This window comes from Telmatobacter bradus, assembly GCF_048629425.1.
Lineage (GTDB): Bacteria > Acidobacteriota > Terriglobia > Terriglobales > Acidobacteriaceae > Telmatobacter > Telmatobacter bradus.
In genome coordinates, this window is sequence record NZ_CP184532.1 from 4,536,060 (window position 1) to 4,550,317 (window position 14,258).

The window sequence follows — 14,258 nt, forward strand, 5'->3', positions numbered from 1 at the left end:
GACCTGCGACTTCCGCCACTGTCCGAAACCGCTCCATCCTCTTCCCGTCCGCAGTTTTTCTATGCAGCAAAGGGCCCTGCGACACTCCCGGCAAGGTACCATAATCTAGGGCAAAATCAGAGTTCCCATGAAGAGGGTGGCCCTGTGCCGTATGGCCTTTTCCGCAAGGAAGACCCACCCCAACAAACCGGCTTTCCCGAAAGCCCCTCTGAACTTGCTATCACCTGCACAGTTTCCCCGTGCCAGGTTTTCTGAGGACATACGAACGATGAGTGATAAACGCTGGGTATTGATGATCGCCAGTGAGGTTGGTCGCACGGACTCTGTCTCCGACCGCGCCATGGAACGCCTGGTTGAGGCTATTAGCGATGAAGGCTACGAGGTGGTGCGTACCACTTCGACCGAAGACGGACTCTCGTTGGTCACCTCCGATCCCAGCTACTCCGCCGTGCTGCTCGACTGGGACCTGGAAGGCAACTCACAGTTTGAGGAACGCGCCGCGCTGGATATTATCCGCGGCGTCCGCCACCGCAACAAGAAGGTGCCTATCTTCCTCATCGCCGACCGCACCCTGGTCAGCGAGCTGCCGCTTGAGGTGATCAAGCAGGTCTATGAGTACATTCACCTCTTCGGTGATACGCCGGCCTTTATCGCCTCGCGTCTGGACACCGCCATCGAGCGTTACCACGAGCAGTTGCTACCGCCCTACTTCCGTGAGCTGCTCAAGTACAACGATCAGTCGGTCTACAGTTGGGATGCGCCCGGCCACATGGGCGGCGTTGCCTTCCTGAAGCACCCCGTCGGCCAGGAGTTCCATCGCTTCTTTGGCGAGAACCTGCTGCGCTCCGACCTCGGCATTTCGTCCGCTCCGCTCGGCTCCTGGCTCGATCACATCGGACCTCCGGGAGACAGCGAACGCAACGCCGCCCGCATCTTCGGCGCGGACTGGACCTTCTACGTTCTGGGCGGCTCCAGCACCTCCAACCAGATCATCGGCCACGGCGTCATCGCCCAGGACGACATTGTGCTGGTGGACGCCAACTGTCACAAGTCCATCTGTCACTCGCTGACCGTCACCGGCGCGCGCCCCGTCTACTTCAAGCCGACCCGCAACGGCTACGGCATGATCGGCCTGGTGCCGCTCGACCGCTTCAGCAAAAAGTCGGTGAAAAAGCTGATCGACCGCTCCCGCTTTGCCGCCGGAGCCAACTCCAAAAAGCCGACCTACGCGGTGGTCACCAACTCCACCTACGACGGCCTCTGCTACAACGTGAATCACGTCGTGGAGCAACTGAAGGATTCGGTTGCCCGCATCCACTTTGACGAAGCCTGGTACGCCTACGCCAAGTTCCATCCCATCTACAAGGGCCGCTACGCCATGGGCGTGCCGGAAGACATGGAAGACCGCCCCACGCTCTTCAGCGTGCAGTCCACCCACAAGATGCTGGCTGCCTTCTCCATGGGCTCGATGATTCACGTCAAGCTCTCGGAGCGCGGTTCGCTGGACTTTGACCAGTTCAACGAGTCCTTCATGATGCACGGCACCACCTCGCCCTTCTATCCGCTGATTGCCTCGCTCGACGTGGCCGCGGCGCTGATGGACGAGCCTGCCGGCCCCACCCTGATGGACGAAACCCTGGCCGACGCCATCAGCTTCCGCCAGACCATGGCCTCGGTTGCCCACCGTCTGCGCCGCGAATCGGAAAATGGTAAGGGATGGTTCTTCAGCCTCTACCAGCCCGAGCGCGTCACCGATCCCAAGACCGGCGAACGCGTCCTCTTCGAGGATGCCGACACCGAAATGCTGGCCACCGAACCCAGTTGCTGGACGCTCAAGCACGGCGAAGAGTGGCACGGCTATCAGGACACTGATTCGCCCGACGACTACTGCATGCTCGATCCCACCAAGGTCACCATTCTGACCCCCGGTGTGAGCGCCCATGGCGAAGTCAGCGAGTCCGGCATTCCCGCCGCCGTGCTCAGCGAGTTCCTCTACTCCCGCCGCGTGGAAATCGCCAAGGAAGGCGATTACACCGTGCTGGTGCTCTTCTCGGTTGGCACATCCAAGGGCAAGTGGGGCAGCCTGCTGGAAAACCTCTTCGAGTTCAAGCGCCTGTACGACACCGAAGCGCCGCTCGAAGAAGCCCTGCCCGAACTGGTGCAGAAGCATCCCGCCCGCTATCGCGGCTTGTCGCTCAAGGAACTCTCCGACGAGATGCACAAGACGATGCTCGAACTGAACCTTGCCGGACTGGTGAACGCTGCCTGCGATGAGGACTTTGACGCCGTGCTCACCCCCTGGCAGACCTACCAGAAACTGGTGCGCAACGAAACGGAAAAGATCCCCTTCCGCAAGATGGCTGGTCGCATCGCCGCCGTCATGCTGGTGCCCTACCCGCCGGGTATTCCCATGTCCATGCCGGGTGAGCGGCTGGGCGGGCCCGAATCGCCGGTCATCAAGCTGATCCTCGCCATGGAGCAGTGGGCCAAGCGCTTCCCCGGCTTCGAGCGTGAAGTCCACGGCATCGAAACCGACGAGGAAGGCAACTACTGGATGCGCGCCATCATCGAAAACGACGACGAGAAAAAGTAGAAAGCCACAAAAAACAATCGCAAAGGCTCCTTGCCAACACGGAAGGAGCCTTTGCTGTATCCACCGCAGAACCACTTCACTCTGCCAGCACATAAATAGAAGCGTCGATCAGACCTTCCTCGGTCTGCACCTTAGTCCTCACCCGCCAATAGGAAGAACCTTCGAACGCATCCAGCCGGGCCCAGTGCACGGGCAGATCCGGCGACTCAAAAACCTGCACCGCAACCTCCGGCCCCGCAGCATCCAGAACCAGCGCCAGATAGCCTGCAGCCTCGCCCCACGTAAGCGGAAAGACGCTGCCATGGACCGTGCCCTGCCGCCACACGCCGCGCAGCGCTACCAACTGGTCGTGATTCTCCTGCCCCGGCGCAAGACTTCCGTAAACAGCCAGACGGTTTTCTGCCCATTCTTCGTCGCTCAATGCTTTCCACCCCAACGGCTCTTCCACGCACATCCAGACCGCATCCTCATCATGCCGCACTTCGATCCCATGCGCAAAAAGTAGAGCCCAAACGCAAAAAAGCGGACCGCGCCATTGCTGGAGCGGCCCACAGAGTTCCAGAGCAATACCAGAGTCACCGCAACTCTGGTATCGCTCTACCCCACCGTTTTATTTACCCGATCTATTTCCATGCTTCTGTAATTTATCTATATAACTCCCAGCACCTAGCACCTACCGCACCGGCTGCAGCGGCAATTTCTCATCCATGATCACCTTGTTCCATGCGGCTTTGAAGTCGCCCTGCCGCGAACGCAACAGGCGGTGCATCACGGCCTTTTTCCCCTCCGCCCGCAACTGAGCCAACCGGTCGGAATTCACATCCGCTAGTCTTGCCTGTACGTGCGCCGTGCTCGTACTCTGCAGCAACACATCCACAGCGGCCACGGCAATCGCCACCAGCGGCTCATATTTTGACGTTGCCGAAATTCCCGCCAGCACAGTTTCCACGCCCACCGCCGCCGTATTCAACTCACCCATGCTCGACGACGTGTCCCAGTTGTCCACCACTGCAGTCAGTGACTCAGCGGCCACTTCCAGTTTGGAAGCCGTCGCCGAATCTTCCGTAGTCAGAACTGCGGCAAGATCCGTCAGCGCCGTAGCCAGTGCCTGCGCATCACTCTTCAGTTGGCTCGCCGTCACCGTACAGCTCGTCAACACTCCAGCCGGCAGCAGCAATGCCACCAGCAGCCATGCGCCCAGCTTCACACTCGTCGTACTGCCGCCGCCAGGATCCTTGGCCAGCAGCCCCAGCAGCGCCGTAGCCAGCGCGCCAATCAGTGAAACCACTGTTCCCGTGCCGGCATTGCCCAACGTAATGCCCTGCTGGCTCAGCACGCCGACAACCGTCACCACTGCAATCAGCACTCCGGCCACCGAGGTCTTCGGATGCTCCCAGATATTCGCCCGCACACTCATCCCATGCTCCTTGCCTGTTTTCGTGCGCACGTCTGCACATGCGCACGCACTGCACACTGTTGCTTTCGTATGTTGAAAAAGGAAAGGCCCGCAGATGCAGGACCTCAGACGTCCTCGACCGGCTCACCTTCATCCGGCCGAGGACTCTGGTTGGAGGCAGCCTCAAACCCGCATGTTGCCGTGGTTCCGCTCTGACATGCAGTCGAGCACTGCCTCACACCCCCGCAGCTTTGGTAAGCTGCGCGCAATGCGTATTTCTGCGCCCGGCGTCCTCAACTTGGGGGAGGATGAACTGTTGCGCCGGGCGCTTGCGTTCACCCGTTTCGGATACTTCTAAAGGTACGTCAGGCGCACTCAATCCTCTGCAAATCCATCTTCAACTCTATCTACATACGCCCCAGCACTTTACCGAAGCAACGAAAAATCCCGCACTGGACAGCGAGGAAATCTCTCCGTCCAGTGCAGGCGAATTGCGAAAACAGCTGTCAGCTGAGGACTGTATTTAACGCTGCACGTACCGCCGCCCCACCATCTCATACGCACCGCTGACCACCCGGCCAATCGCTTCGCTGTAGGCCTGATGCTCTTCCGCCAGAATCCGCTCGGCCAGCGAGTGCGCATCGTCCGACTCCAGCACCGGAATCACTCGCTGCAGAATGATCGCGCCGTGATCCAGATGTTCATCCACAAAATGCACCGTGCAACCAGCCACCTTCGCGCCATACTCAAAGGCCTGCGTCTGCGCATCGAGGCCCGGAAAGGCCGGCAGCAGGGACGGATGAATGTTCAGAATCCGGTTGGGGAATGCCGTAATGAACTCCGGCGAAAGCAGCCGCATGTAGCCAGCCAAAATCACCAGATCCACCCCGTGCTCACGCAGGCAGGCCGTCACGTCCGCATCGTGCTCTGCGCGTTTCCTGCCCTTGGAGACGAAGACCTCAGTAGGCAATCCAAGCTTGCGTGCCGCTTCCACTCCGCCAGCATCCGCAACATTCGCAATCACCACGGCGATCTCTATATCCGCCAGTTTGCCCGTACGAATCGACTCGGCAATCGCCAGAAAATTAGAGCCACGGCCCGAGAGCAGAACTCCCAGCCGAACCGGTGTTTTTTGCTGCGTATCCATTGCCATCGAATCCAATCTCTTTCGTAAGTAAATAGTTCTTCCACCAACAAAGCGGCCCGGCTTCAGCCGGGCCCTTTGCTTGAAGTTCATTCTGTGCAGAGAACAGTTCCCTGTTCTCCGGCGACTACGTGTACTGAACGCGCTTCTCGCCCTTGACGATCCGGCCAATCACCGAGAACTTCTCTTCGGAGCGATCCAGAATGCTCTTGGCGCGCTTGAACTTGTCGGCAGGAATGGCGGCGATCAGGCCGATGCCCATGTTGAAGGTGCGCATCATCTCGTCCTGCTCCACCTTGCCGAGCGCCCGCAGGTGCTCGAAGATGGGCAGCACCGGCCAGGAGCCGATCTCGATCTGCGCCTGGGTGTTCTTGGGCAGAATGCGGGGCAGATTCTCGGTGATGCCGCCACCGGTAATGTGCGCCATACCCGTCGTCACGCCTGCGTTCACCAGCTTCTGAATGATCTGCAGGTAGCTGCGGTGGGTCTTCATCAGCGCCGCACCAGCCTTGTCCTTGATGGCCGAAACGTACTGCTTGGGCTTGTAGCCAGCTACTTCAAAAAAGAGCTTGCGGGCCAGCGAATAACCGTTGGTGTGCAGGCCCGTCGAAGGCAGGCCAATCAGCACGTCGCCCGGCTTGATGCCTGCGCCCGTCACCATCTTCTCGCGGTCCACAGCGCCTACGATGAAGCCGGCCAGATCATACTCGCCGTCCGTGTAAAAGCCCGGCATCTGCGCGGTTTCTCCGCCGATCAGCGCGCAACCGTTGGCCTTGCAGGCAATCGACAGGCCTTCGATCACATCCGCCGTCACCGACGGGTCCAGCTTGCCACTGGCAAAGTAATCCAGCATGAACAGAGGCGTTGCACCCTGCACCGCAATGTCGTTCACGCAGTGGTTCACCAGATCCTGGCCCACCGTCGTGTGCTGACCCAGCTCAAAAGCCAGCTTCAGCTTGGTGCCCACGCCATCGGCAGAGCTGACCAGAATCGGTTCCTTCCACTTCTTCAGGTCCATGCGATAGAGCGCGCCAAAGCCGCCGATGCCGCCCAGCACGTTCCGGTTGAAGGTCTTCTGCGCCAGGAACTTGATCTTGTCCTTGGTGCGGTCGCCCTGGCTGATGTCAACGCCGGCATCGGCATAGGTCACGGACTTCTTCTTCTGTACAGGCACGGTCTTTTTCTTTCGGATGGGATGTTTGGCCGGCGAGAAAGGGCCGGAAAGCTAGATTTTAACAGTTTTGCACTGCGCTCATACCCAGGAATCGTAAAACTTCCGTGCGCGTGCCTACAGAAAAGAGTCCGGCGGCAAGCGCCCCGCAGGGGCGGCAAACTTCACCCACCACGGAGACTTTTCCGTCATTTTCCGTCACTGCACTGAAAACAGTGCATCTAATCCCAGGACTGCACAGGAAGCAGTGCAATCCAGAGCAAGTGTGCACAATTTTTGGTGCAACCCACGCCTGCCCACCAAAATCTCCCCTAAAAAAATGGAAAGCTTACTTGACACGTCTCACCTTCCGTCCTACTCTGAGATGGAAAGTTTGCTTTACATGACCCAGACTATCGTCAATCGCGTCAAAGAGCTCCGCACCGAACGCGGATGGACCCAGGAACAGCTGGCCACCTCCGTCGGCGTCTCACGCCAGAGCATCAACTCCATCGAGCGCAACCGCTATGTACCCAGCCTGGAGCTGGCGCTCACCTTTGCCCGCGTCTTCAGCTGCCCCACCGACGCGATCTTCCATCTGGAGACTTCCGCATGAACCGTCTGCTTACCCGCATTCTTCTGCTCGATCACGTGGCCGACGAGCGCCTTCTGGAGCATGGCCGCCGCTCCACCAGCATCTCCGCCGTCGTGGGCACGCTCGTGGCGTTCCTCTTGCTCGAATACCATCTGCTGGTCGAGCACCGCATCCCATGGGATCTGATCTCTCTGATCTACGCCATGGGCGCAACCAAAGTCGCATTTCTGCTCTGGTACCGCTTTAAAAACTAAGCGAGGTGACCCCATGTGCTGCTGCAACATCCGTCAAGCCGACGCCAAAACTCGCCGCATCTGGTCCGTCGGCTACCTCTGCCTGGCAGCCAGCTATGCACTTATCTTCTGCGCCAAGGGCTTTCACAATCGCCATACAGCTCTTTACCATGGCCTGCTTGCTCTGCTGATGGGGCTGGCTATCAACCTCATCTTCTGGTCCCTGCGCCGCATGCATCAGAGCACCTCACGCCCCTGAAAGGAATTCCAATGTTCAACACCTGCGCTCTGAAGACATCTCTGCCGGTGCTCATCCTGCTGCTCATCGTGGCTCAGCTCGATCTGGCATGCTCTTTTGGCTGGCCGCTGCCGCTGCTCACCTTGCTGCACCTGACGCCTGCACCCAACGACACGCTGCGTGGCATGTGCTCTGGACTCGGCTGCTGCATTGATGTTCTGGTTCTCTTCCAGCTTGCCCGTCGCTGGGGCAAACGTGCGCTGGCCAAAAACGATGCACCGCTCCACGGCTAATCATCCAACCAACACAAACCAAAAATCTGCGGGTGCCCCTCGCCGCGTCTTTGTTTTTGTCGCTAGGGTGGGGAAGCACGAAGCCCCCATTTTGTACCGGATCAGTAAGACTGTAAAAGAGATTTACACTTGCCCCGAACGCGCTCTCGCTCCCCTCACCCCACAGCCTTCTATACTTGAGCCAATATGAGCAGCCCATCGCAGCCCCACACTCGTTCCGCTCAACTGCAGGCCCGGGCAGAGAAGTTCTTTCCCGGCGGCGTCAACTCGCCCGTACGCGCCTTTCGCGCTGTTGGCGGAGCGCCGCCCTTCATCGAGTGCGGTGAGGGTGCATACCTGACCGACGCTGACGGCAACCGCTACATCGACTACTTCGGCAGCTGGGGCCCGATGATCCTCGGCCACGCCTTTCCACCGGCGGTTGAGGCCATCGAGCGCGCCGCCCGCAACTCCGCCAGCTTTGGCGCCAGCACGGCAGCCGAAGCCGACCTTGCCGAGCGCGTTCAGGCCTGCTATCCGACTCTCGAAAAGATGCGTTTTGTGAGCAGCGGCACCGAAGCCACCATGAGTGCCATCCGTCTGGCCCGCGCCGCCACCAGCCGCTCCATCCTGATCAAGTTCGAGGGCTGCTATCACGGCCATGCCGACGGTCTGCTGGTGAAGGCTGGCTCGGGCGTTGCCACCTTCGGCATTCCCGGCTCAGCTGGCGTACCCGAAGAAATTGCCAAGCTCACCCTCGCCCTGCCCTACAACGATCCTGCCGCCGTGGAAGCCGCCTTTGCCGCGCATCCTGGCCAGATCGCCGCTGTAATTCTGGAGCCTGTCGTTGGCAACGCTGGCTGCATTCCGCCCGCGCCCGGCTTTTTGGAGGCTCTCCGCACCATCACCGCCACCCACGGCGCTCTGCTCATCGTGGATGAAGTGATGACTGGCTTCCGCGTCTCGCTGGGCGGCGCAACGGCCCTCTACAAGATCGATCCTGACCTGATCACGCTCGGCAAAATCGTTGGCGGCGGACTTCCCGTAGGAGTTTTCGGCGGCAAGCGCAAGTTCATGGATATGCTTGCGCCTTTGGGGCCGGTTTATCAGGCGGGAACGCTGAGCGGCAATCCGCTGGCCATGGCTGCGGGCCTCGCCACAGTCGGCTACTTGCAAGAGCACGCTGCCACCGTCTATCCGCAGATTGAAGCCACCAGCAAGGCGGTCGTCGACGGCATCGCCGCCGAAGCCGCCAAGGCGGGCGTAGCGCTCACCGCCAATCGCGTGGGAGCCATGTTCACCTGGTTCTTTACGCCCGGCCCGGTGCGCAACTACGCAGAGGCGGCCAACTCCGACACCGCAGCCTTTGGCCGCTTCCACAATGCCATGCTCAACCAGGGCGTCTGGCTTCCCCCCTCGCAGTTTGAGGCAGCCTTCCTCGGCACAGCCCACGGCGCAAGGGAAGTAGCCGCGACCATCGCCGCAGCTACCGAAGCCTTCAAAGCTGTGGTGCAGGGTTAAAGCATTTTCGTGCTTTCCCACCCTAGCCACAAAAACAAAGGCGTGGCGAGGGTGGGGCACCCAAGCTGGTATTTATTTGCCGGATCTATAGTCAGAAAACTCCGCAGAAAAAATCAGGCCCAGGCATCGAGCGTGACGAACCGGTGCGTGGGCTTGAATTTTTCCACGAGCCTTCCGGCTGCCGCTACCGATGGCCCACGATCCACGCGCACGTCCAGGTGACCGCCGTCGTGCAGCACCACATTGGCGGCAAAGCCCTTGCGCGTCAGGCCTTCCACCTTGGCCGTCAGCTTTTGCGCAATCAGGTCAGGGTCCCGGTCGCTCCAGTCGCTGGTCATGGCATTCCACAGGGTTGTGGTCAGCCCCAGTTCGCGGGCAATGGTGAAAACTGCTGGCCGCCGCGCTCCGAAGGGAGGACGGAAGAAGCGCACCGGGCTGCCCAGAATCTCTTCGAGCGTCCCCCGATTGCGCACCAGTTCTTCGCGGATGACCTTCTTACTGGAGCGTGACAGATTGGGATGGCTAAACGAATGCAGCCCCACCAGATGACCGGCGGCATGCACCTCGCGCGCCAGAGCCGGTTCCCAGGCCGCATGCTGGCCCATCATGAAGAAGGTCGCCCTCACCTTGTGCTTGGCCAGCGTCTCCAGCAGACGCGGCGTCCACACCGGATTCGGCCCATCATCGAAGGTGAGGGCCAGTTCGCCGGGCGTGCGCGGGGCAATCAGAGCACTGCCAAAGATGCGCGACGCAGGCCACAGCGAAGCGTAGAAAAATCCGCCTACCGCCAGACCGCCCGCAGCCAGTCCACAACCCAGATCAATCGCCAGATGTGTTGCTTCAGAAGAAAACATATCTGCCCCAGTGTAGTTGTTTTTGCGCCAGACGCAACTTGCCCCGGAAGAGCATTTCCTGAAGAAATGACCTTCCGGGGCAAGAGAAAAGGAAGCGTTGAAACGGACTTAGTCGACAGCCAGTTTGGCTGCCACCTGCAACCGCCGCGCCGCGCGCTTTTCCAGTGTCGTGCGAGCCTGACGCCACAGCGTCATTGAGGTCACCCCATAGTTCCACACCGCCGAGAAGAGCAGTCCGGTCATCGCCGCCAGAATCCATGGCACGCCACGCTCAAAGGCTTCGCGCGAAATGGCCACGTTCACCATCACGCCCAGACCGCAGGCCAGGCAGAACAACAGCAAACCGCCCCAGAAGGCCAACCCACGCCGCCGCCGGTCGCGATACGTCACGGCATTGTTCAGGGTATAGTTCAGCACCATCACAATCATGGTGGCAATCGTCTGCCCCAGAGCAAAACTCAGCGACTCCAGCTTCATCAGCTCCCGCAGAATCACCAGATGAACGCCCACGCCCAGCGCGCCCACCATGCAGAACGAGACAAAGCGCACATTCAGCAGGTGCCCCATCTGCTTATCCACCAGCAGTTCGAAGTACTCCAGACCCACCATGAAGTCCAGCTTGCTTTCGCCGTACTCCCGCAGACGGAAGCGGTACGGAACCTCGCCGATCTTCAAATCAGGACCAGCCGACAGCACCATATCCAGCAGGATCTTAAAACCGATGGCCGACAACTTGTGGGCAAAACTCTCGAACTTGCTGAAGCGCACCATGAAGAAGCCGCTCATCGGATCGCTCAGTTCGTGCTCGCAGCCCATGCGGCTCAGTTTTCTACCCATCTGGCTCAGCTTGACGCGCCAGCTTGCGAACTCGCCCATACTGCCACCAGCGCAGTTGCGCGATCCAATCACCAGATCCAGATTCGCGTCCTGAATTTTGCGCAGCATCTCGGGCAGAGCGCTCTCATCATGCTGCATATCCGCATCCATCACTGCCACAAACGGAGCCGAGGCCGCCAGAATGCCCTCGATGCAAGCCGAAGACAAACCGCGCCGCCCAATGCGGTGAATCACACGCACATTGTCCTTGCTCTTGGCCAGCAGGCGCACCACCGCAGCAGTGCCGTCCGGCGAATCGTCATCGACAAAAATCACTTCATAACGGACGCCTGCCAGAGCCTTTTCCAGGCACTCCATCAAAGGACGTACATTTTTGCTTTCATTAAACGTTGGCAGAACTACTGCCAGCTCGTAACCCATCTTCTTGCCTCCGCTGCACTGACACGGGAAGTTTTTTTCACTTGGCCCATCTTCCCGGCGACGACGCTCTCTCAGTGTATCTCTCTTGTTAGACGTACCCAGCTTCCATCACGGCTACAGAAGTAACCATAGCGGCCATTGAATCCGGGCCCAACAAGCACATGCAATTTGTAACGCCTTTCTCCTGCATGTTTTCTGAGGAACCTCTGAGTTAGCCCAACTTTCCGAAGCAGATCCGTAAAAGATTTTCGGAATGCCTATAAGCCGCAGGAATACGTTGCTTGCCAAGCGCTACCTCACAGACCCAAGAAGGGGCCGGAAGGTAGCGCTTCAGCTCAAAAACGCGCAAAGCGGCATGCATGCATACCGCTCTGCGTATTCTTCTTACCGCGCGCTCTGCGGCGAAGGCCTCTGCTCAAGGCGACAGATAAAGTCAAGATAAACAAGCGCGGCCGGCGAATATCCACTGGGATCAACGCGCGTGAACTCACCGGTGAGCGGGTCCATCTGCTGGCGGAACTCGGTTTCACGGCTGATGGCCTTGCACCACTGCAACATCAACTCGCGCTGCTCCTGCTGCTTGCCGTAATAGCTCATCCAGCGGGGCACACGCAGGGCTGTCAGCGCCTGTGAGGCTCCGCCCCAGCTGTTGCGGGGAATCGGACGCACAAAGTGCGGATCATCGAGCGCCACTGAGGTCAGTGGATAAGGAGCCCAAAATGCTTTAGGATTATGAATCTGGCGCGTCCAGACTGCCTCAAAAATAGTGCGATCATGGGCGTTCTCCAACTTGAGCACATGCTCGCCCAGCACGCGGCTGATCACGTCGGAGCGCACCCGCACAAACTGATTGCTCGCATCCAGATCGTAGAAGGCCGCATCCTGCGGATCATAAAGCTTGGCTAGAATCAGCAGGCGAATCTTCTCAGCGTCTTCCTGCCAGCGCATGGCCTCGGCAGTTTTGCCTAGCGCCGTGGCCATGGCCGCCAGCGCCACGCGCGCGCCGTAGACCGAAGCGGAAAGATCCGGGCTCAGCCAAGGCAGGCTCTTGATGCTCTTGTCGTAGAGGTGCGCATCTCCATCCGGGCAACGCTTGGGCATTCCGTCCCAGCGCGGGCTGTTGTCGTGGCCCGTATCGTAGACGCAGAAACCCTCCACCAGACCGCTCTTGCGCGTATCGCGGAACTGCCGCAGCCACGCATCCCAACGGGAGCAGGCAGAGTAGGCCTGGGCCAGAAACGCCTCATCCTGCGTGCTCTGCACCAGTTCCCACGCAGTTGCAGCAATGGGAACCACCATCTGCAGCTGACCATAGCCAAGCCCGCTCATCTTCACTGCGGCAGGAAGCTGTCCATCCGGCTTCTGCAAGGCAAAAAAAGCCTGATGATTGTTGCGTGCAATCTCCAGCGGCGCGGGCCGGCCCTCCACGGAGGGAATAAAGCGTGCTAGCTGGCCATAGACCAGTCCCTCCTGCGGAGCACACTCCTGCCAGACACCGGGATAGACCGAACCTTCCACCAGCACGGGCTTGGCAAAGGCGGGCACCTGACGGATGTTGCCGCCAAGTACATCGAGGGCTGCATCCCAGGTCTTCTGCCAGCGCGGATCCGCATCGGGAAAGCGCGGATAGACCCGCGTGGCCGCAGCAAAAGATCGCATGCGGGACGAAATTCCCACCGCACCAAGCGCGGCGGAAGACTGCAAAAACGAACGACGAGAGATCAAGGCAAATCCTCTTCCTGCAAATACATTCTGCCCGGGCGCTGCCGCGAGCGATTGCCGTCTACCTGTGGGGGCGGCTTTTGCCACCTACTTTATCAGTTGCAGAAGCTACCGGACAGTGATTCCAGAGCTGCATTCCAGTTCGTCGAGGCAAATTCCCCTCCGACCATCCGATTTTTATTGCACGAACACTAAAAGATACCTACATCCAGCTTGCACATTTTCACAGCAGAGCTATGATGGCTGCATGCAACAGCCTGAATGGACGCATTTGGAGACTTTTCTGATTCTTGCCCGCACCCACCGCTTGGCGGCAGCAGGCAAGCGGCTGAACGTGGACCACTCGACGGTGAGCAGGCACATCAGCGCTCTGGAATCGGCTCTGGCGGTCACCCTCTTCGACCGCCGCGAAGACGGCTTTTCCCTGACCGCCGAGGGCGAACGGCTTTTTGCCGCCGCCGAGCAGATGGAAAGCCTGATCGCCGACGCCCACAACGACATTGTGGGACACGATCTGGAGCTGACCGGCACCGTGCGCATTGGCGTACCCGACGGCCTGGGCGTGGACTTTCTGGCCGCGCGACTGGCCCGTTTTGCCGCCGAACATCGCGGCCTGAATATCGAGCTGCTGGCCTTTCCGCGGGTCTTTAATCTGACCCGGCGCGAAGCCGACATTGCCATCAGTCTGTCGCGGCCAGCCAAAGGCCGTCTGGTAGGGCGAAAGATTCTGGACTACACGCTGCAGCTCTATGCCACCAGAGAATATCTGGCCAGCCATCCGCCCATTCGCAAACCCGGCGATCTGACAGAACACCTGATGATCGGCTACATCGAAGAACTGATGTCCATCAGCGAGCTGAGCTACCTGCCCGATATTCACGCCTCGCTAACGCCGGGCTTTGCCAGTTCGACCATGGTGGTGCAGCAGCAGGCGGTGCTTGCCGGGGCCGGGGTGGGAGTGCTGCCACGCTTCATGGCCGTCGATCATTCGGAGCTGGAAATCGTGCTACCCGAGCAGGTAAAGCTGACGCGTTCCCTCTGGCTGGGCGTGCACGCTGACCTGCACCGGCTAACCCGCGTCCGTGTGGTCAGTGACTTTATTACCGAGCAGATGCGGGCAGCAGCAGAGCGTTTTCAATAGACCGTCCGCCGGGCCAAAGAGTACCGTGGCTGCATGCTCGAACCGGTCTTCACCCTCCTTGTTGCAGGAACCGGAAGATCGTTTCCCTCGCTTGCGTCGAGCTCTGGCCAGTGCCTCTGCGTCAGTCAAGCAAGCGATCCAT

Annotated in this window: 14 protein-coding genes; 7 read left to right on the forward strand and 7 right to left on the reverse strand. The window is 59.7% G+C overall.

Features of this window, described 5'->3' with window-relative positions; translation table 11 throughout:
• The first annotated feature begins 268 nt into the window (after positions 1-268).
• The gene (locus ACOBR2_RS18815; protein ID WP_420237626.1) at positions 269-2,593 is read left to right on the forward strand and encodes an Orn/Lys/Arg decarboxylase N-terminal domain-containing protein; all 2,325 of its coding nucleotides are present in this window, start codon (positions 269-271) and stop codon (positions 2,591-2,593) included.
• Positions 2,594-2,669: 76 nt separating this feature from the next.
• Here the strand turns inward: ACOBR2_RS18815 and ACOBR2_RS18820 are convergent, their stop codons facing one another.
• The 4 genes from ACOBR2_RS18820 to purM all read right to left on the reverse strand — a co-directional run bounded on the left by ACOBR2_RS18820 (position 2,670) and on the right by purM (position 6,307).
• Entirely contained in the window at positions 2,670-3,014 is a 345-nt protein-coding gene (locus ACOBR2_RS18820; protein WP_420237627.1) for a gamma-glutamylcyclotransferase, read from the reverse strand.
• Positions 3,015-3,266: 252 nt separating this feature from the next.
• Positions 3,267-4,010, reverse strand: coding sequence for a hypothetical protein (locus ACOBR2_RS18825; protein WP_420237628.1), 744 nt, complete (start codon positions 4,008-4,010; stop codon positions 3,267-3,269).
• Positions 4,011-4,512: 502 nt separating this feature from the next.
• Positions 4,513-5,142 (reverse strand): phosphoribosylglycinamide formyltransferase, encoded by a 630-nt coding sequence (purN, locus tag ACOBR2_RS18830; RefSeq protein ID WP_420237629.1) that lies wholly within the window; start codon positions 5,140-5,142, stop codon positions 4,513-4,515.
• A 118-nt stretch (positions 5,143-5,260) separates the two neighbouring features.
• On the reverse strand, positions 5,261-6,307 hold the full coding sequence (gene purM / locus ACOBR2_RS18835; protein WP_420237630.1) for a phosphoribosylformylglycinamidine cyclo-ligase: 1,047 nt from the start codon (positions 6,305-6,307) through the stop codon (positions 5,261-5,263).
• A gap of 379 nt (positions 6,308-6,686) precedes the next feature.
• Between purM and ACOBR2_RS18840 the strand changes: the two genes are divergently transcribed.
• The 5 genes from ACOBR2_RS18840 (at position 6,687) to hemL (ending at position 9,142) form a co-directional block, all read left to right on the forward strand.
• Positions 6,687-6,899 (forward strand): helix-turn-helix transcriptional regulator, encoded by a 213-nt coding sequence (locus ACOBR2_RS18840; RefSeq protein ID WP_420237631.1) that lies wholly within the window; start codon positions 6,687-6,689, stop codon positions 6,897-6,899.
• Positions 6,896-7,132, forward strand: coding sequence for a hypothetical protein (locus tag ACOBR2_RS18845; protein ID WP_420237632.1), 237 nt, complete (start codon positions 6,896-6,898; stop codon positions 7,130-7,132). The genes ACOBR2_RS18840 and ACOBR2_RS18845 overlap by 4 nt, the downstream gene beginning before the upstream one ends.
• A gap of 13 nt (positions 7,133-7,145) precedes the next feature.
• Complete coding sequence (locus ACOBR2_RS18850; RefSeq protein WP_420237633.1) at positions 7,146-7,370, forward strand: hypothetical protein; 225 nt, start codon at positions 7,146-7,148, stop codon at positions 7,368-7,370.
• 11 nt (positions 7,371-7,381) lie between these two features.
• The gene (locus ACOBR2_RS18855; RefSeq protein ID WP_420237634.1) at positions 7,382-7,642 is read left to right on the forward strand and encodes a hypothetical protein; all 261 of its coding nucleotides are present in this window, start codon (positions 7,382-7,384) and stop codon (positions 7,640-7,642) included.
• Between the two features lie 186 nt (positions 7,643-7,828).
• Complete coding sequence (gene hemL / locus ACOBR2_RS18860) at positions 7,829-9,142, forward strand: glutamate-1-semialdehyde 2,1-aminomutase (protein WP_420237635.1); 1,314 nt, start codon at positions 7,829-7,831, stop codon at positions 9,140-9,142.
• Between the two features lie 113 nt (positions 9,143-9,255).
• Here hemL and ACOBR2_RS18865 read toward each other — a convergent pair whose 3' ends face one another.
• The 3 genes from ACOBR2_RS18865 to ACOBR2_RS18875 all read right to left on the reverse strand — a co-directional run bounded on the left by ACOBR2_RS18865 (position 9,256) and on the right by ACOBR2_RS18875 (position 12,978).
• Positions 9,256-9,996: a polysaccharide deacetylase family protein gene (locus ACOBR2_RS18865; RefSeq protein WP_420237636.1), complete on the reverse strand. Its 741-nt coding sequence runs from the start codon at positions 9,994-9,996 to the stop codon at positions 9,256-9,258.
• A 108-nt stretch (positions 9,997-10,104) separates the two neighbouring features.
• Positions 10,105-11,253, reverse strand: a complete 1,149-nt coding sequence (locus tag ACOBR2_RS18870) for a glycosyltransferase (protein WP_420237637.1) — start codon at positions 11,251-11,253, stop codon at positions 10,105-10,107.
• Positions 11,254-11,637: 384 nt separating this feature from the next.
• The gene (locus ACOBR2_RS18875; protein ID WP_420237638.1) at positions 11,638-12,978 is read right to left on the reverse strand and encodes an MGH1-like glycoside hydrolase domain-containing protein; all 1,341 of its coding nucleotides are present in this window, start codon (positions 12,976-12,978) and stop codon (positions 11,638-11,640) included.
• Positions 12,979-13,222: 244 nt separating this feature from the next.
• On the opposite strand from ACOBR2_RS18875, the gene ACOBR2_RS18880 reads away from it, so the two are divergent.
• A complete protein-coding gene (locus tag ACOBR2_RS18880; RefSeq protein WP_420237639.1) occupies positions 13,223-14,116 on the forward strand; it encodes a LysR family transcriptional regulator in 894 nt (297 codons plus the stop codon).
• The last annotated feature ends 142 nt before the right edge of the window (positions 14,117-14,258 follow it).

What these genes read in the sequence shown, in the direction of transcription:
- ACOBR2_RS18815 (WP_420237626.1), top strand. Translation starts at nt 269, where the DNA reads ATGAGTGATAAACGCTGGGTATTGATGATCGCCAGTGAGGTTGGTCGC.
- ACOBR2_RS18825 (WP_420237628.1), bottom strand. Translation starts at nt 4,010, where the DNA reads ATGAGTGTGCGGGCGAATATCTGGGAGCATCCGAAGACCTCGGTGGCC.
- purN (WP_420237629.1), bottom strand. Translation starts at nt 5,142, where the DNA reads ATGGCAATGGATACGCAGCAAAAAACACCGGTTCGGCTGGGAGTTCTG.
- ACOBR2_RS18840 (WP_420237631.1), top strand. Translation starts at nt 6,687, where the DNA reads ATGACCCAGACTATCGTCAATCGCGTCAAAGAGCTCCGCACCGAACGC.
- ACOBR2_RS18845 (WP_420237632.1), top strand. Translation starts at nt 6,896, where the DNA reads ATGAACCGTCTGCTTACCCGCATTCTTCTGCTCGATCACGTGGCCGAC.
- ACOBR2_RS18850 (WP_420237633.1), top strand. Translation starts at nt 7,146, where the DNA reads ATGTGCTGCTGCAACATCCGTCAAGCCGACGCCAAAACTCGCCGCATC.
- ACOBR2_RS18855 (WP_420237634.1), top strand. Translation starts at nt 7,382, where the DNA reads ATGTTCAACACCTGCGCTCTGAAGACATCTCTGCCGGTGCTCATCCTG.
- hemL (WP_420237635.1), top strand. Translation starts at nt 7,829, where the DNA reads ATGAGCAGCCCATCGCAGCCCCACACTCGTTCCGCTCAACTGCAGGCC.
- ACOBR2_RS18865 (WP_420237636.1), bottom strand. Translation starts at nt 9,996, where the DNA reads ATGTTTTCTTCTGAAGCAACACATCTGGCGATTGATCTGGGTTGTGGA.
- ACOBR2_RS18870 (WP_420237637.1), bottom strand. Translation starts at nt 11,253, where the DNA reads ATGGGTTACGAGCTGGCAGTAGTTCTGCCAACGTTTAATGAAAGCAAA.
- ACOBR2_RS18880 (WP_420237639.1), top strand. Translation starts at nt 13,223, where the DNA reads ATGCAACAGCCTGAATGGACGCATTTGGAGACTTTTCTGATTCTTGCC.